This window comes from Colwellia sp. SU-HH00943, assembly GCF_057546125.1.
This window is the reverse complement of record NZ_BAAJLW010000004.1, coordinates 183,557-199,704: the sequence shown is the minus strand read 5'-3', so window position 1 is coordinate 199,704 and position 16,148 is coordinate 183,557. Positions and strand designations below refer to the sequence as shown.

Genomic DNA, 16,148 nt, shown 5'->3' with positions numbered 1-16,148 from the left:
TTGAGACAATAGAGTGTTAATTGGAGGCTAACAACTAGAGGTTTAACAACGCGCTAATTCAAACTGGGTTGCTTGATTTGAGTAACGGCGGCCATTTTTTTCACAGGGCAACATAAACCGAATAGAATAGCGAAACTTATTACCACTCACCGTAGGGTAATATTGAGCAGTTTTAGCCACTTTAATGCGTAATAACAGTAAACCTTCACCATTATCTTGATAAAAACCACTTTCAGTTTCTATGGTTTCAAATTCAGAGCGTTGACGAATAAATTTGAGTACTAGAGCTAAAGAGCACTTTATATCATCTAATAATGATAACCAGTGGTTAATGTCAGATTGAATTTGCTCGCTACTTTGGTGCAGCCAAAACTGCAGCTGAGGTAAATCAAAACTAGAGCTACCACCTTGAATAGCAAAGCGTTGTTTTAAACTTGAAAGTAATTTATGTTCTTTAAGTTGACACCAAGTTTGCGATGCTGATTTTAAATGGCTGGTTAGGGCAACTGTTTCTCGTAAGTTTTTCTCTAAGGCGCTAGTATCAATATCAGGCGCTTGTGACCAAATAACTAAGTTTTGTTGTAATTTTTCTAAATCTTTTATTAATACCCCTCGAATATCACCACGCTCAAGCGTATCAATAATTGTAAATAAGGCATTAAAAAAAACGAGGTAACTTTGTTGAATATTGTTACAATTGTTATCATCACTTGCACAACTATAGGCTTGAGTAATAAGTTGCTCAAGTTTTAGATAATTACGAATTCGCTCATTGAGCGGGTGTTCATATAAAATCGTGGTCATGCAATGGTTCGTTGTTAAAAAACTACAGGTTTTTGTATATTAACCAGAGAAATAAGAAATGGCGAATTAAATTAACTTAATTTCCTCGGTTAAAATTTATACTCGTTATTTTTTGATAATTCTAAGTACCTCTTGTGTAACTCATTTACAGAGTTAGTTAATTTGGACAGTGAATTATCGTCATTGTTCAATATGTCATCAGCTTTAGCTTGTCTTGTTTTTCTATCTATCTGGCTGTTTATGATCGCTTGAATTTGCTCTGTTGAATTTTGATCGCGTTTAGTCGCTCTATTGAGTTGGGTAGTTTCTTTGACATCTACTACCAGTACTCTATCAACTAAGCTAGTTAAGTTATTTTCAATCAATAGCGGTACCACTAATAAGCAATAAGGGCTTGCAGCAGTTTTTGCTTGAGTTAGTAGTTGCTTGCGAATTAGTGGGTGCAATAAGTTATTGAGCCATTGCTTGTTGTTGATATCACTAAAGACTAGCTCACGCAGCATTGCTCTATTTAATTCGCCATTCACTTGAATAACAGCTTCACCAAAATATTCGGTTATTGCCTTAAGAGCGCAGCTGCCTTTAGCTACCACTTCTCTAGCAATAATATCAGCATCAACAATGTCAATATCTAGTTTAGCAAAAAGGTTAGCGACAGTAGTTTTACCGCTACCAATCCCTCCTGTAAGGCCGACAATGAAATCAGACATATTTCTTTATAAACCTACTTTAATACTTGCTTATTAATATTTGTGCTGTCGGTAAAGCCTGTGTGCACGACGTTTTTACTTAGCTAATCATTAGCTTTGCATTAACTTAGTTGGGCAAGATACCAAGCCCAGATACTTTCGCCCCATAAAAAAGTAATCCAACCTGCAATGGCTAAGTAGGGGCCAAATGGGATCGCTTGTTCACGTTGATGATTTTTAAATATCATCAAACTGATGCCAATAATAGCGCCAACGACTGAGGCCATTAAAATCAGTATCGGTAATAATTGCCATCCAATCCAAGCGCCAAATAACGCAAACAGTTTAAAGTCTCCGTGACCCATACCCTCTTTGCCTGTTAGTAGTTTAAATAGCCAAAAGACACTAAAAAGACTAATGTAACCGACAGCAGCACCTATGACAGCATCAGATAAAGGAACGAATGTACCATTAATATTAACCAACAAACCAAGCCAAAGTAGCGGCATTACTATTTGGTCTGGCAATAACATGTGATCAAGGTCGATTAAGGTTAAACTAATTAACCCCCAAGTTAATATGACTACTAGCAAGGTTTGCATTGTAACGCCAAAGTGTTGCGCGACGACTAAACTGAGCAATGCTGTCGCAGCCTCTACCAATGGATAGCGAATAGAAATTGGATTTTGGCATTGGCTACATTTACCTTTAAGAAATAGCCAACTCACGACAGGAATATTTTCGTAGAAACGAATACCGTGCCCACAGTTAGGGCAGGTGGAATTTGGTTTGGATAATGTCATGTGAGTCAATTTTTGCGGAGGAATATCTTTTACTTCCTCTGCTAAGAACTCACGGCATTCTTGGTACCAGCCGTTATGCATCATTTTAGGTAAACGGTAAACAACAACATTTAAAAAACTGCCTACCATTAAGGAAAAAATAGTGATGAAACAGTAGAAAGCAACAGGCTGATATTGGAAATAACTTAGGGTTTGCTCAAACATAAATAACTCTAAAAATTGAAATTGACAGTTTTGTGAATGCTTTGGCTAGTGTTTATTTTTATCTGCCGTTCATACTGCCTTCGACAGGCTCAGGATTCATGGAGGCTGTCGAAGTAATATGAGCTCAGGGTAGACGGTATTTCTCACCAATTTCAGTATACATGGTGGGTTATGTGGTGTTCTTTCCGTTAGCCCTGAGCGCGAAGCAGTTTTAAGGTTAAACAACCATGCCAATTTGGAAAATAGGTAAATACATCGCAATTATTAAACCACCAATAACAACACCTAACACAGCCATAATCATTGGCTCTAATAGCGCAGTTAAATTATCAACAGCATTATCCACTTCCGCTTCATAAACATTGGCAACTTTGGCGAGCATATCATCAACAGCGCCAGATTCTTCACCTATGGCAACCATTTGAATTACCATATCAGGGAAAATACTGACATTACGCATGGCTAAGTTCATTTGCATACCAGAAACAACTTCAGCGCGAACTTCCAAAATGGCATCACGAAAAACCGCATTACCAGAGGCGCCAGCGGCAGATTCAAGCGCATCAATGAGTGGAACACCAGCAGCAAAGGTGGTTGATAGGGTGCGGGCATAACGGGCAACAGCGGCTTTTTCTAATAAATCACCAATAACAGGTAACTTTAATATTTGCTTATCCACCTGATCGCGAAATTTTTGACTATTTCGATGGGCACGTTTAAATAAAAACATGCCTGCAAATATAGCCCCAAGCCCTAAATACCAATAGGCTTGCATAAATTCAGATATCGCAATTACCAAAAGTGTAAACCCAGGAAGTTCAGCACCAAAGCTGGCAAAAATATCTTGGAAAACAGGAACAACAAAAATCAAAAGTACAGCGGTTACTACAAAGGCAATAACTAAAACGGCTATTGGGTAAGTTAAAGCTTTTTTAATTTTGGCTTTTAGGGCTTCGGCCTTTTCTTTGTAGGTGGCTATTCGGTCATAAATCGTTTCAAGGGAGCCAGATTGTTCACCTGAAGCAACTAAGTCACAGTATAAATCATCAAAGTAGCGAGGGTGGTCACGTAAACAGTCGGATAATGGAATACCTGAAGCAAGCTTATTACCTATTTCACCTAACAGCTTTTGCATATTGCCATTGCTATGACCTTTACCGATCATTTCAATAGTTTGAACTAAAGGTACGCCAGCTCCTAGCATGGTAGCCATTTGCCTTGAAATTACGGCGATATCAGCTGGGGTTATAGCTTTATCTCCGCCCATACCAAACAGAGGTTTGGCCTTTTTCTTTACCTTACTTGGTGTGATACCTTGTTTGCGCAGTTGGGCTTTTAATTCAATAATATTATTGGCGGAAAGCTCACCACTAATTTTTTTACCTTTTCTATTCACCCCTTGCCAAGTAAAGACATCTAAAGGCTTTACCTTAGGAGTGTTTTTCTTTGCGACTGCTGTGGCCATAAGTGTTACCTGTTATTTATGTTATATGGGGGCTATTAAAATGGTATATCGTTATTATATGTTTATCATTCTTCATATGTACACCCTTCCTTCAACAGGCTCAGGATGTACGGGAAATCTACCGTTTGTGCTGAGTGCGAAGCAGTCGAAGTACCAGGCAAATTGAGTTATCTTACTTACCTTGGCTTAACTCAATTAAAATTTTTTATTTAGCTTAGGCACTGGTGACACGATTTATTTCTTCTAAACTTGTCATGCCTTTCATCGCTTTGACTAACCCTGATTGTCGTAAATTATTATAGCCTTCTTTTTGGCACTGATTAGCAATATCAAGGGAGTTACCCCCTTCCATAATAATAGATGAAATTTCACTACTAATTTTTATTACTTCATAAATACCAACGCGACCTTTATAACCACCGGTACATTGCTCACAGCCGACCGCTTTAAATAATTTAATTTCACTGAGCTGGTCTGCAGGGAAGCCTTGCTCGGCTAATTGAATTTCAGATAATTCTTCAGGTGCTTTACATTGTGGGCATAAACGCCTTGCTAGACGCTGAGCGATAATTATACTCACAGAGCTGGCAACGTTATAGGCAGGCACCCCCATATTCAGTAAGCGGGTGAGTGTTTCTGCAGCAGAGTTGGTATGTAAGGTGGATAATACTAAGTGACCAGTTTGTGCAGCTTTAATAGCTATTTCTGCAGTTTCTAAATCACGAATCTCACCAACCATGACAATATCAGGATCTTGACGTAAAAACGAGCGTAACGCACTTGGGAAAGTTAACCCGGCCCGGTTATTAATTTGAACTTGATTGATCCCTTCTAAGTTAATTTCCACTGGGTCTTCGGCGGTAGATATGTTTCTTTCAGCGGTATTAAGAATATTTAAACCCGTATATAAGGAAACGGTTTTACCTGAGCCGGTAGGCCCTGTTACCAAAATCATACCTTGGGGTTGATCAAGTGCATCAGTATAAATTTTCTTTTGATCAGCCTCATAACCTAGCATATCAATACCTAACATGGCACTTGAAGAGTCAAGGATACGCATAACAATTTTTTCACCCCACATGGTGGGCAGGGTGCTGACACGAAAGTCGATAGATTTTTTCTTCGATAAAGCAAGTTTGATCCGGCCATCTTGCGGCACACGTCGCTCAGCGATATCGAGTTTTGACATGACTTTAAGACGAGCTGCCATACGTGAAGATAAGGTGACTGGCGGACGGGCTATTTCGGTTAGGATACCATCAATACGAAATCGAATTCGAAAGGCTTTTTCGTACGGTTCAAAGTGTAAATCTGAGGCACCTTTCTTAATGGCATCAAGTAAAATTTTATTGATAAAAACAACAATGGGCGCGTCATCTTCGCCGCTTCCAGTATTATCGTCTTCACTTTTTTCTTCCTGAACTTCTAACCCTGAAAGCTCTTCTGAATCAATATCGGTAATATCTAGGGCATCATTTTCATCTTCTAGCACTTTTTCAATGCAAGCTTGTAGGCCGTGCTCGTCAGTTAATACCAGCTCAGTGCTATAGCCAGTATTAAATTGAATCTCTTCTAAGGCATCCAAGTTAGTTGGATCAGACATGGCAACAAAGAGCACTTTGCCGCGTAGAAATAATGGCAGGGCATTATGTTTAGAAATCAGCTTTTCGTTTCTGATACCTTCAGGTACTAAGGTGGTATCAAAATTAGACAGTTGAATCAGGGGGTAACCAAATTTATTGGAAAGGATTTCAGCTATTTTTTTACCGTCAAAGTTTTTATCTTCTACCAAATAACGAATAAAAGGGGTATTTTTCCCGCTATAATCGGCACAAAGTTCATCAATACTGCTAACAGGTACTAATTGCTCTTTTGAGAGTGCCGATAAGATACTGGATTGTTGGTGATTTCCTTTCATAACTTTTGCAGGTAACCTTTTGAATAAGCTCAATGAAACATATCAAATCCAGTGTAACGTAATTTAGGTTAAAAGCACAAAAGTTTCTTTAAAAGCTGTGGAGTTATTAGATTTTTCAGCACAAAAAAAGCCCCCTAAGGAGCTTTCTTAACATATGATAATTTATGTATTAATCACATGCGCCTTCGGCAGCACAAGTACCTGTTCTAGTCCAGGTGATTTGGCTATTTGCTACTGCACCTGTCATAATGTAAGTATATCCGCCAGCTGCTGCAGTACCAGTACCAGTGATAACTGGAGCTGCGGCACCACCTGAAATTACAACGCTAGCTAAATTATCAGAAGCCGCTGGAGCAGCTGGAATACCGTTATCACCAGCAGTAATACAAGCAGTTTCGCCTGTTTGATAACATACTTCCATTGCAGTAACTACAGCACCCACTGCAGTTGTAACTTCAGAAAAACGTGCTTTTTGAGTATAAGTTTGATAAGCAGGCAGAGCTACAGCCGCTAGAATACCGATAATAGCAACAACGATCATTAATTCAATAAGCGTAAAACCCTTTTGGGCTTTTTTCATGGCGTTTAAGTTTTTAATAGTTTTCATAGTCATAGTTTCCATCAATTTCTACGGGGGCTGTAGTTAAATATGCGCCATAAGTTTACAAATGTAAAATAATGTTGCGCTTTTTTTGGTTTTTAATCGGTTTTTTACTAAGCGGCTAAAAGTTATTAATCATTAGTTCGCATAGTTAACACCTAATTAACGTTTATATAATAGCTCTAGCCAGACTCTAATGTTCACTAGAAGCTTTTTTAATATAAACAACTTATATGACTTGTAAAGACAAAAGATAAAAAAAATTCATATATTGCCTTAAAAATTAATGAATTGATGATTTTTACAAAGTATTTGCATCAAAAACAAACAACGTGGCGTTTCGTACTTTACGGTTTTGTTTTATTAATGAGTATTTTTCTATTTGCTTTTAGATTTTTTTACGATATTTCTGCTGAGAACAATTAGATGAAAGACATGCATGGATGATTACGAGAATATGAACTAACACTTGCTGAATATTTTTCACTAATTAAACGTACAGTATAAAGGTAACAGTACAATATATAGAATATAGAAACAGTTCTTTATAGCTAAACAGGTAACTAGCTTTGGCTTATTTACTTAAAACACACTTTTAAGTGAATAATAGTAAAGTCATTATATAAAAAAACAGGTGATTTTTTGTTTCTTGTTCTGTATAATCCGCGCTCCCTACGTTACAAACTGTCTTTTTATTGTTCACTTGTGGGTAGTAAAAGACATTAGGCTCGATACTCGAAGGGGTAATTGCGTGGTCTATATATTAACCGACAGGAAAGACTTAACTGCTTTGTTTTAAGTGAAGTGAGTAAAGTTTGACTTGTTATTTAAGTAACATTTTTAAAATTGGGTTTTTTAATGAAAACTTTTGTAGCTAAACCAGCAAGCGTAGAACGCGAATGGTTCTTAGTGGACGCCGAAGATAAAACTTTAGGTCGTATCGCTACTGAAATTGCAAGCCGTTTACGTGGTAAGCATAAAGCAGAATATACTCCTCATGTTGATACTGGCGATTATATCGTTGTTATTAATGCTGAGAAAGTACGTGTAACTGGTAACAAAGCGAAAGGTAAAATTTACTATTCGCATACTGAATTCCCTGGTGGACTTAAGCAAATTAGTTTTGAAAAACTAATTGAAAAAGCACCAGAACGTGTTCTTGAATTTGCAGTGAAAGGCATGTTACCTAAAGGTCCTTTAGGTCGCGAAATGTTCCGCAAATTAAAAGTGTATGCCGGTGCTGAACACCAGCATGCAGCACAACAACCACAACTTTTGGAGCTGTAAGCAATGGCTGATAATCAATATTACGGTACTGGTCGTCGCAAGAGCTCAACTGCTCGTGTGTTCATGAAAGCTGGTAACGGTGCAATCACAATTAACAAACGTGATATTTCTGAATTCTTTAGTCGTCCAACGGCTCGTATGGTTGTTCGTCAACCATTAGAATTAGTTGAAATGTTAGAAAAGTTTGACTTTAACATCACGGTAACTGGTGGTGGTATTTCTGGTCAAGCTGGTGCAATTCGTCACGGTATTACTCGTGCATTAATGGAGTTCGATGAAACTTTACGTAGCGATTTACGTAAAGCTGGTTTCGTTACTCGTGATGCGCGTAAAGTTGAACGTAAGAAAGTGGGCTTACATAAAGCACGTAAGAAGCCACAGTTCTCAAAACGTTAATTTTCGTTATACTCAGCATTTATGCTGCGTTGTTATCATTATTCGTCCCAGTCATTTAGTTAATCTAAATTCAGGGACTCATAATTCAACGCCTTGCCTAAAAGCCGATTATTTAGAAAATAGAATTCAACAATTCGTATTTTTACGATTTCAAAAAACCGACCTTGTGTCGGTTTTTTTTATGTCTTTTTTTCGTGGCAATTGGCTTTAATTTCTATTGGCTGCTATGCATCAAGCGTGATTTAAATATTATCTACCTGAGCGTGTTGACAAGATTTTAATCAGGCTTTTTTTAGTATTGTAGTAAATATTAAAATATTTCAGTTTTTACAGTGCTTAACCCGCTTTTTACCTTGTAAAAAACGGCCTACTTCTTTATGATCATAAAAATTTTTTTTCTATATGCCGTTTGGCATAAATTTGATCAAACAAAAATAAAGGCTAAGCTAATTCTAACTTGCTTAAAGCTATGATTAGTTGGGTTAATAATAGTTGTTGATCATAAATGTGATATGGAGAGTGTGAATGAGCGATGTGCCTGTAAATAACGGCCGCCGACGCTTCTTGACTGCGGCTACTGCCGTTGTTGGTGGTGCAGGTGTGGTCGGTGTGGCTGTGCCTTTCATTGGTTCCTGGAACCCTAGTGCTCGTGCGAAAGCGGCGGGTGCTCCAGTTGAAATCAATGTAGGTAAAATTGAGCCTGGTCAATTAATCCGTGCAGAGTGGCGTGGAAAACCTATCTATGTTGTTCGTCGTACAGAAGCAATAGTTAATAACTTAGCTAAACATGACGATCAATTGCGTGATCCTAATTCTGAAATGGCACAACAACCGAGTTATGCATCAAATAAGTATCGCTCTATAAAACCTGAATTTATGGTAGCGTTAGGGGTTTGTACTCATTTAGGTTGTGCTCCTACTCCTCATGTTGGTGATTTCGAACAATTTGTTGAAGGTGTTACTGACGGTTTCTTCTGCCCATGTCACGGTAGTAAATTTGATATGGCTGGTCGAGTGTTTCAAGGGGTTCCTGCACCATTAAACCTAGTGGTTCCTGAACATTCATTTACTGACGAGAACACATTGTTAGTTGGTGTTGCTCCTGATGACAGTAAAGGAGATGCATAATGTTTGCTAATTTTATGGCTTGGATGGACAAGCGTCTTCCTTTGACCGATGCTTGGAATAAGCATTTGGCACAGTATCCAGCACCTAAAAACTTCAACTTTTGGTACTTCTTTGGCTCTTTAGCCATGTTGGTTTTAGTTAATCAAATTTTAACTGGCGTATGGTTAACCATGAGCTATGAACCATCAGGTGATGGTGCTTTTGCTAGTGTTGAATATATTATGCGTGATGTCGATTACGGCTGGTTGTTGCGTTATATGCACTCTACTGGAGCGTCAGCATTCTTCATTGTAGTTTATTTACATATGATGCGTGGCCTTATGTACGGTTCGTATCAAAAACCACGTGAATTACTATGGATCTTCGGTATGTTGATCTTCTTAGTATTGATGGCTGAAGCATTTATGGGTTACTTATTACCTTGGGGTAATATGTCCTATTGGGGTGCTCAGGTTATCATCTCCTTGTTTGGAACAATTCCGATTATTGGTGATGATTTAACATTATGGATTCGTGGTGATTATGTTATTTCTGGTGCTACGTTAAACCGTTTCTTCGCTTTACATGTTATAGCCTTACCATTAGTGCTAGTAATATTAGTTTTCTTACACATTCTTGCCTTACATGAAGTGGGTTCAAATAACCCAGATGGTATTGAAGTGAAGAAGAAAAAAGGTTCTGTTAAGCCTGAAGATCAAAGTAAGTTTAAATTCCATGAACAGTATTCAGGTAAATACGATATTGTTGATGCCGTACCTTTCCATCCTTATTACTCAGTAAAAGATATTATGGGTGTAGCTGGTTTCTTAATTTTATTCTGTTGGGTAATGTTCTTTGCACCTGATGGTGGTGGTTACTTTATTGAAGCGCCAAACTTTGAACCAGCAAATGGTTTGAAAACACCTGAGCATATCGTGCCAGTTTGGTATTTTGGTCCATTCTTTACCATATTACGTATCGTACCTGATCCGTTACTGGGTACCATTGCAATGTTCTCTGCAATTGCTGTGTTGTTCTTACTACCTTGGTTTGATAGAGGTGTGGTTAAGTCGGTTCGTTTCCGCTCTAAATTACATTTATTAAACTTAATCCAATTCTCGATCAGTTTTATTGTGCTAGGTGTTTTAGGTACTATGCCAGCAACACCAACTGCTAACATGATAGGGATTGTTGCTGCCTTTGGTTACTTTGGTTTCTTTGTAGCACTATGGTTTTATTCTAAGAATGAAAAATGTAAGCCAGTTCCAGAGAGGGTTTCACACTAATGAAAAAATTACTTTTAACTTTATGTGCGCTTGTTCCCTTATTTGCTATTGCTGCTGGTCCAAGTGTACCACTCGACAAAGCCAATAATGATTTAACTGATAAAGAGTCATTAAAAAATGGTTTTAAAACCTATATCAACTATTGTTTAGGTTGCCACCAATTACAGTATCAACGTTACAACCGTACCTTTGCTGATTTGGGTATCGAAGAAGCAGATGGTGTAGCTAATTATATGTATACTGGTGAAAAAGCAGGTGATCATATTACTAATACCATGCCTGCTAAAGAGGCGGCTAAATGGTTTGGTACTGCGCCACCTGATTTAACCCTTGAAGCAAGATTGCGTAATCCTGACTGGATTTATACTTATTTACGTTCTTTTTATATTGATGAGTCGCGTCCATTTGGCGTTAACAACACAGTATTTAAAGATGTTGGTATGCCGCATGTCTTGCAAGATCTACAAGGTGTTAGCACACTTGATGAGCAAGGCAACTTAAGCCCTGCGATGGGTGGCAGTTTGACTGAAGAAGAATACGATGTTGTCGTTCGAGATTTAACCAACTTCTTAGAGTATGTTGGTGAGCCAAGTAAACTTGAGCGTAAATCAATGGGTTACAAAGTACTTATCTTCTTGTTTGTCTTCTTTATAATTTCTTACTTACTGAAGAAAGAATACTGGAAAGACGTACATTAATCGCTAACTTAGCAAGGTTACTTTGCTAAGTTAGAAATTGAATTTATAGCGCGAATGAATTCCGCCTTCGGAATTTACCTCGCGCTTTTGTTTTATAAAAAAGTTAGGAGGCCCTATGGCCGTAGCAGCAAATAAACGTTCTGTAATGACGTTATTCTCGCATGCTGATGATATGTATAGTCATCAAACTCGTATAGTATTGGCAGAAAAAGGCGTTGGTGTTGATATCACTTTGGTTGATCTAGCTAATTTGCCAGAAGATTTAATCGATCTTAATCCATATGGAACCGTTCCTACTTTAATTGATCGTGAATTAGCCCTTTATGAAGCTAAAATTATCATTGAATATTTAGATGAGCGTTTTCCTCATCCACCACTAATGCCTGTTTATCCTGTATCTCGTGGTCGTAGCCGTTTAATGATGCACAGAATTGAAAATGACTGGTATAGCTTAGCTGCTAAAATTCAAACTGGTACGGCAGAAGAAGCGGAAAAAGCACGTCAAGAGTTAAAAGAAAGCTTGTTAAGTGTTGCGCCAATTCTAAATGAAGCACCTTATTTTATGAGTGAAGAATATAGCTTAGTTGATTGTTATTTAGCGCCGTTATTATGGCGTTTACCTGCTTTCGGTATTGAGTTAGTAGGTCAAGGCTCTAAAGAGTTGAAAACTTACATGTTACGTTTGTTTGAGCGTGAATCTTTCCAAGCCTCTTTAACAGAAGCAGAGCGTGAATTACGCTTTGGTCACCCAGCTTAATGGTTGACGTAACACCTGAGAAAATGACTTCTAATAAGCCCTACTTAGTTAGGGCTTTTTATGAGTGGATTTCTGATAATGACTTAACACCTTACATTATGGTAGATGTTAATGTGTACGGTGTTTTGGTACCAATGGCGTATGTTAATGATGGCCAAATAGTATTAAATATTGCTTCATCGGCAGTAGGTACTATTGCACTGGGCGCTCATGCTATTGAATTTAGTGCTCGATTTGGTGGTAAGCTTGAACATATTACTGTGCCATACGGTGCTATTGGCGCTATTTATGCGAAAGAAAACGGTGCTGGTACATCATTGCCTATAGAGCACCCGCCTGAAGAAGAGCTGCTTGTTGAAGAGCCCACAGAAAGCAAAGCGAAACCAAGCTTAAGTAGTGTTTCCTCCTCAACTAAAGACTCTGAACCTAAAAAATCAGCGAAAGGTAAGGCTTCTTTAAAAGTTATAAAATAGCTTTATAACGCAAGAACTTCTAGCATATGTATTGCTAGTAGGTTTCTAACTAGAAAGTAAGCCTAACCTATAATGCCATTTCAATAACTAATCGTTTTGTAAATATTCAAATGCTTTAAAAACTCTAGTTACGCCACTGATATTACGCGTGACTTCCACAGCCGCATCAGCTTCTTTTTTCGAGACTAGCCCCATTAAAAATACCTCTGCATTTTCAGTTATGACTTTAATGTCATTACCGCTGACATCGTCACTTGAAAACAATGCTGCTTTGACTTTTGAGGTTAGCCAAACATCATTGGTTTGAGTAGTGAGGGAAGTAACGTTACCTACTCTTATTTGATTATGAATTTTAACTACACCATCAATGTCATTGATTATTTTTATTACCTGATCGCGTAAGTAGGTATTTGGTGCTTGACCTATAAGTAATACTGCCCCATTCACACTGATAACATGTATGTTTGTATTATCATTAAGTGACTCGTTTTTTGTTATTTCGTTGTAGGCTTTTAATTCAATCCCTTGATCATCAATTTGACTACCAATACTGCGCCTATCCGTCGCCATCGAAGCGCCTGTAGTGATGGCAACTACCGTAGCCGCGGCGCAACCTTGTAAAATAGCGACCAGGCTTGCTAATGCAATTAACCGTGTTGATTTTTGTTTAGCTATTTGGAAAGTGGAAAACATGATGCTTAAGACTCCGACTGAGGAAATAAAGTGCTGTCTATAATTTCACATAAACAGTGTAATACGATTAAGTGTACTTCGTTGATGCGAGCGACTCGGGCTGAAGGGACGCGAATTTCAACGTCATTTTCACCTAGTAAACCTGAAATATCACCGCCATCATGGCCTGTTAATGCAATAATAGGCATATCTCTGGATACTGCACTTTCAATCGCTTTGATAACACTTTGATCATTACCGGTTGGAGAAATTGCTAACAATATATCGCCATTTTGTCCTAAGGCTCGAATTTGTTTTGAAAATACTTCATCAAATTGTGAATCGTTGGCTATGGATGTTAACGTTGGAGCGTTAGCAATGAGACTAATGGCTGGAAGGCTTGGGCGCTCTGTTTCAAAACGGTGTAGTAATTGGCTACAAAAGTGTTGTGCTAGCGCAGCAGAGCCACTATTACCACAGGTCAGTATTTTATTGCCAGCGAGTAGGCTTTGCACCATAGTTAAACCTGCATGCTCAATAGCAGGAGAGAGTTCTTCAGTAGCTGCTATTTGAGTTTGAATGCTTTCGGTAAAGTTGTTTTGAATTTGTTCTAACATTAGGGGGCAATAGCTCCGGTGTTATTGTTTTTTGTAAAATTTAAAAGGCATTTTTAAGCCAAGTAATTTGTGGTTGGGTCATATTGCCTTCTAAGGCAACAACATCAAATCGGCACGGGGTATTATATTCATTTAATTGCATTTTATGGAGATAAAAAGTGGCGCAAAAAGTAATTTTATTTTGTTTGCTTTTGGATACAGCATAAATAGCGCCTCCGTAATTGTTGCTTTTACGATATTTAACTTCAACAAACACTAATGTCTCACCGTCTTTCATAATAAGATCAACCTCACCTTGTCGACAGTGAATATTTCCTTCTATGAACTGCAAGCCTTGTTCTATAAGGTATTGTTTAGCTAACTGCTCTGCCGTTGTACCTATCTTTTTATTGGTGCTTTTTTTAATCCATGACAATTTCGGTTACCTTATTATTGTCATATTTTCCCCAAATAAGACTACGGATTAAAATGTTGTCTTCATTAAGTTGTAATGTCCCCGTTTGACCGAAGTGAACAATATAAGGCACTTGCTTCATTAACGATATTTTTGGCAGTAAATTATAACTGTCAAAACCCATCGCAAAAATGCGTGACAAACTATCTGTGCGTCTAGGCCATAAGGTATCGCTTAATTGTGCTAACGGCTTATTTTGCTGTGTCGACGTTAACAGCCATGGGATTTGGGTGAAAGTTAAATTTTGTAAATCAGTAGCACTGCTTTCATTATTACGATCATTAAAATAGCTATGACTTCGTGAGCTGGCATAAACCGGAATTACTTTAGCAAAAGGGCTGATATTGACATCAATATAAGGTTTAATTAACCGGGTTTGTGAAACCGATCCCACCAGATAGATCATATCAATATCTCGACGATTTCTTGTTTCTGTTTTAATGGTTTGCTTAAGACGACTGGTTAATTGCTTTATACGTGTTTGACTAGCATCGACATCAAGACTTTCTTTTAAATTAGCCTGCATTTGACTTTGATTAAAGTAAACTATATCGACGGCGTTACCTGTGTTTTTTTGCCATTCTTCGCTAAATGCTTGGGCGATGCGTTTTGATGTTCTATCTTGATGACTTAAAATTATGGGTGAATGATAATTCTTTTGGCTTAGCGTTGCAGCAGCTTGTTGTGCTTCGTTTTCTGGGCGCATTGAAAGTGCACTTTGATAAGCTGTTAATGCTTGTTGTTGAGGTAAATTCAGCAATAATGTCGGTACGTGTAATTCACTATTTTCCTTACTTTGTGCCAAGTAATTATCAACATGATTTTTCAGTAAAGGGCCGATGACGTGATCAATGGCTGACTCTGTAAATTGTGTTGCGATAGTGTTCCAATCCACTTTATTGGTATCAATAAAGTGCAGGTTTACCGAATCATTGTTGTTATAGGCGGCTAAAATGCCTTGTTGAGCGGCTAAACCTGCATTTTCTTGCGTGCCACTTAACGGTAAAAGAACAGCAATATTTTCAATAGTTTCTATTTCCAGTGATGAATTAGTTAAGCTCTCAACAATGAGCGTTGCAGGATGAGTAGGGTATTTTCTTTGCCATTGTGATAAATAGCGCGAAAACTGTGCGTGATTAGCACCAAACTTATGGGCATAGTTTAACAGTTGTTGCCAACCTAAATATTCAGGCGGTTGAGTATTAGCTACTTGTTTTAATTGCCATGTGTTTAATGCGTTTAATCGTTGCCATATTAGCCAAATATCTTGCTCTGTCGCTTGTGTATTCAATGAAAAGGCAAATAGTTGCGCTGATACAGAGTCGGTTAGCTGCCCCTTGATAAACAAGACTTCGCTTAATGTTTGATAATACTTAAAGCTTAGTGATAAAGGCGGATTATTGTTATCTTGGTTTTGACTGCGTTGTACTAGATCTTTAGCGAGTTGTAACTGTGAAAAAGCTTGCTCTGGATAGTTTAATGCATGCAAACTTGCTGCTTTAACTATCAGTAATTGATAAATTGTCTCTTTGTTAGTCGTTAAAGTACTCACTTCATTTGCTAGCCAAAGTGCTTTAATGAAGTTTTGCTCTTGCAAATATAACTCACAAGCGTTAACTAATAAGCTATTAATTTCTTGCTGTTGCTGTGGAGTGTTATCTTGCTTATTGAGAGATTCAGCTAGACGCAATTGATTGTCAGCTGTCAGTGGTTGTATTGTATCTTCAACCTCTTTGCTTATTTCATTTGACGGTGTCTTAACTTTTTTTACAGGGGGTGGCGTACTACAAGCACTGACTAACATGGTAAGTAAAATTGCTAGGAAAGGGAAAATAGCTGCGCGCTTTTGCGTAAGTTGCTTGATAAAGCATAACTCCAGTAATACAGAGGCTGAAAAATTAGTTTGGCTCAAAGTAT

The 16,148-nt window shown here is 38.0% G+C and carries 17 protein-coding genes; 7 read left to right on the top strand and 10 right to left on the bottom strand.

From position 1 onward, the window contains the following. Nucleotides 1-42: 42 nt before the first annotated feature. The 6 genes from zapD to AC27GZ_RS12510 all read right to left on the bottom strand — a co-directional run bounded on the left by zapD (nucleotide 43) and on the right by AC27GZ_RS12510 (nucleotide 6,463). Nucleotides 43-804 carry a cell division protein ZapD gene (gene zapD, locus AC27GZ_RS12535; RefSeq protein ID WP_487095519.1) on the bottom strand — a complete coding sequence of 254 codons (762 nt, stop codon included), beginning with the start codon at nucleotides 802-804 and terminating at the stop codon, nucleotides 43-45. A gap of 89 nt (nucleotides 805-893) precedes the next feature. Further along, nucleotides 894-1,514 carry a dephospho-CoA kinase gene (coaE, locus tag AC27GZ_RS12530; protein ID WP_487095518.1) on the bottom strand — a complete coding sequence of 207 codons (621 nt, stop codon included), beginning with the start codon at nucleotides 1,512-1,514 and terminating at the stop codon, nucleotides 894-896. Nucleotides 1,515-1,615: 101 nt separating this feature from the next. Further along, nucleotides 1,616-2,500 carry a prepilin peptidase gene (locus AC27GZ_RS12525; protein ID WP_487095517.1) on the bottom strand — a complete coding sequence of 295 codons (885 nt, stop codon included), beginning with the start codon at nucleotides 2,498-2,500 and terminating at the stop codon, nucleotides 1,616-1,618. A 217-nt stretch (nucleotides 2,501-2,717) separates the two neighbouring features. Continuing rightward, nucleotides 2,718-3,965 carry a type II secretion system F family protein gene (locus AC27GZ_RS12520; RefSeq protein WP_487095516.1) on the bottom strand — a complete coding sequence of 416 codons (1,248 nt, stop codon included), beginning with the start codon at nucleotides 3,963-3,965 and terminating at the stop codon, nucleotides 2,718-2,720. A 214-nt stretch (nucleotides 3,966-4,179) separates the two neighbouring features. Beyond that, nucleotides 4,180-5,883 carry a type IV-A pilus assembly ATPase PilB gene (gene pilB / locus AC27GZ_RS12515; protein WP_487095514.1) on the bottom strand — a complete coding sequence of 568 codons (1,704 nt, stop codon included), beginning with the start codon at nucleotides 5,881-5,883 and terminating at the stop codon, nucleotides 4,180-4,182. A 169-nt stretch (nucleotides 5,884-6,052) separates the two neighbouring features. Further along, nucleotides 6,053-6,463, bottom strand: a complete 411-nt coding sequence (locus AC27GZ_RS12510; protein ID WP_487095847.1) for a pilin — start codon at nucleotides 6,461-6,463, stop codon at nucleotides 6,053-6,055. A gap of 879 nt (nucleotides 6,464-7,342) precedes the next feature. Between AC27GZ_RS12510 and rplM the strand changes: the two genes are divergently transcribed. The 7 genes from rplM (at nucleotide 7,343) to AC27GZ_RS12475 (ending at nucleotide 12,488) form a co-directional block, all read left to right on the top strand. Then, a complete protein-coding gene (gene rplM / locus AC27GZ_RS12505; protein WP_487095513.1) occupies nucleotides 7,343-7,771 on the top strand; it encodes a 50S ribosomal protein L13 in 429 nt (142 codons plus the stop codon). Nucleotides 7,772-7,774: 3 nt separating this feature from the next. Continuing rightward, on the top strand, nucleotides 7,775-8,167 hold the full coding sequence (gene rpsI / locus AC27GZ_RS12500) for a 30S ribosomal protein S9 (RefSeq protein WP_487095512.1): 393 nt from the start codon (nucleotides 7,775-7,777) through the stop codon (nucleotides 8,165-8,167). Between the two features lie 525 nt (nucleotides 8,168-8,692). Continuing rightward, nucleotides 8,693-9,295, top strand: a complete 603-nt coding sequence (gene petA, locus AC27GZ_RS12495; RefSeq protein WP_487095511.1) for a ubiquinol-cytochrome c reductase iron-sulfur subunit — start codon at nucleotides 8,693-8,695, stop codon at nucleotides 9,293-9,295. Next, complete coding sequence (locus tag AC27GZ_RS12490; protein ID WP_487095510.1) at nucleotides 9,295-10,560, top strand: cytochrome b; 1,266 nt, start codon at nucleotides 9,295-9,297, stop codon at nucleotides 10,558-10,560. The genes petA and AC27GZ_RS12490 overlap by 1 nt, the downstream gene beginning before the upstream one ends. Next, nucleotides 10,560-11,258 carry a cytochrome c1 gene (locus AC27GZ_RS12485; RefSeq protein WP_487095509.1) on the top strand — a complete coding sequence of 233 codons (699 nt, stop codon included), beginning with the start codon at nucleotides 10,560-10,562 and terminating at the stop codon, nucleotides 11,256-11,258. Before AC27GZ_RS12490 ends, AC27GZ_RS12485 begins: the two co-directional genes overlap by 1 nt. 115 nt (nucleotides 11,259-11,373) lie before the next feature. Continuing rightward, nucleotides 11,374-12,015, top strand: a complete 642-nt coding sequence (sspA, locus tag AC27GZ_RS12480) for a stringent starvation protein SspA (RefSeq protein ID WP_487095507.1) — start codon at nucleotides 11,374-11,376, stop codon at nucleotides 12,013-12,015. Then, nucleotides 12,015-12,488 (top strand): ClpXP protease specificity-enhancing factor, encoded by a 474-nt coding sequence (locus AC27GZ_RS12475; protein ID WP_487095505.1) that lies wholly within the window; start codon nucleotides 12,015-12,017, stop codon nucleotides 12,486-12,488. Before sspA ends, AC27GZ_RS12475 begins: the two co-directional genes overlap by 1 nt. A gap of 87 nt (nucleotides 12,489-12,575) precedes the next feature. On the opposite strand, the gene dolP is transcribed toward AC27GZ_RS12475, so the two are convergent. The 4 genes from dolP to AC27GZ_RS12455 are packed head-to-tail and all read right to left on the bottom strand — an operon-like array spanning nucleotide 12,576 to nucleotide 16,143. Beyond that, nucleotides 12,576-13,181 (bottom strand): division/outer membrane stress-associated lipid-binding lipoprotein, encoded by a 606-nt coding sequence (gene dolP, locus AC27GZ_RS12470; protein ID WP_487095503.1) that lies wholly within the window; start codon nucleotides 13,179-13,181, stop codon nucleotides 12,576-12,578. 5 nt (nucleotides 13,182-13,186) lie between these two features. Further along, nucleotides 13,187-13,777, bottom strand: coding sequence for a D-sedoheptulose-7-phosphate isomerase (locus AC27GZ_RS12465; RefSeq protein WP_487095502.1), 591 nt, complete (start codon nucleotides 13,775-13,777; stop codon nucleotides 13,187-13,189). Between the two features lie 40 nt (nucleotides 13,778-13,817). Further along, complete coding sequence (locus AC27GZ_RS12460; protein WP_487095501.1) at nucleotides 13,818-14,192, bottom strand: YraN family protein; 375 nt, start codon at nucleotides 14,190-14,192, stop codon at nucleotides 13,818-13,820. Continuing rightward, nucleotides 14,179-16,143, bottom strand: a complete 1,965-nt coding sequence (locus AC27GZ_RS12455; protein ID WP_487095500.1) for a penicillin-binding protein activator — start codon at nucleotides 16,141-16,143, stop codon at nucleotides 14,179-14,181. Before AC27GZ_RS12455 ends, AC27GZ_RS12460 begins: the two co-directional genes overlap by 14 nt. Nucleotides 16,144-16,148: the final 5 nt, after the last annotated feature.

What these genes read in the sequence shown, in the direction of transcription:
- zapD (WP_487095519.1), bottom strand. Translation starts at nt 804, where the DNA reads ATGACCACGATTTTATATGAACACCCGCTCAATGAGCGAATTCGTAAT.
- coaE (WP_487095518.1), bottom strand. Translation starts at nt 1,514, where the DNA reads ATGTCTGATTTCATTGTCGGCCTTACAGGAGGGATTGGTAGCGGTAAA.
- AC27GZ_RS12525 (WP_487095517.1), bottom strand. Translation starts at nt 2,500, where the DNA reads ATGTTTGAGCAAACCCTAAGTTATTTCCAATATCAGCCTGTTGCTTTC.
- AC27GZ_RS12520 (WP_487095516.1), bottom strand. Translation starts at nt 3,965, where the DNA reads ATGGCCACAGCAGTCGCAAAGAAAAACACTCCTAAGGTAAAGCCTTTA.
- pilB (WP_487095514.1), bottom strand. Translation starts at nt 5,883, where the DNA reads ATGAAAGGAAATCACCAACAATCCAGTATCTTATCGGCACTCTCAAAA.
- AC27GZ_RS12510 (WP_487095847.1), bottom strand. Translation starts at nt 6,463, where the DNA reads ATGAAAAAAGCCCAAAAGGGTTTTACGCTTATTGAATTAATGATCGTT.
- rplM (WP_487095513.1), top strand. Translation starts at nt 7,343, where the DNA reads ATGAAAACTTTTGTAGCTAAACCAGCAAGCGTAGAACGCGAATGGTTC.
- rpsI (WP_487095512.1), top strand. Translation starts at nt 7,775, where the DNA reads ATGGCTGATAATCAATATTACGGTACTGGTCGTCGCAAGAGCTCAACT.
- petA (WP_487095511.1), top strand. Translation starts at nt 8,693, where the DNA reads ATGAGCGATGTGCCTGTAAATAACGGCCGCCGACGCTTCTTGACTGCG.
- AC27GZ_RS12490 (WP_487095510.1), top strand. Translation starts at nt 9,295, where the DNA reads ATGTTTGCTAATTTTATGGCTTGGATGGACAAGCGTCTTCCTTTGACC.
- AC27GZ_RS12485 (WP_487095509.1), top strand. Translation starts at nt 10,560, where the DNA reads ATGAAAAAATTACTTTTAACTTTATGTGCGCTTGTTCCCTTATTTGCT.
- sspA (WP_487095507.1), top strand. Translation starts at nt 11,374, where the DNA reads ATGGCCGTAGCAGCAAATAAACGTTCTGTAATGACGTTATTCTCGCAT.
- AC27GZ_RS12475 (WP_487095505.1), top strand. Translation starts at nt 12,015, where the DNA reads ATGGTTGACGTAACACCTGAGAAAATGACTTCTAATAAGCCCTACTTA.
- dolP (WP_487095503.1), bottom strand. Translation starts at nt 13,181, where the DNA reads ATGTTTTCCACTTTCCAAATAGCTAAACAAAAATCAACACGGTTAATT.
- AC27GZ_RS12465 (WP_487095502.1), bottom strand. Translation starts at nt 13,777, where the DNA reads ATGTTAGAACAAATTCAAAACAACTTTACCGAAAGCATTCAAACTCAA.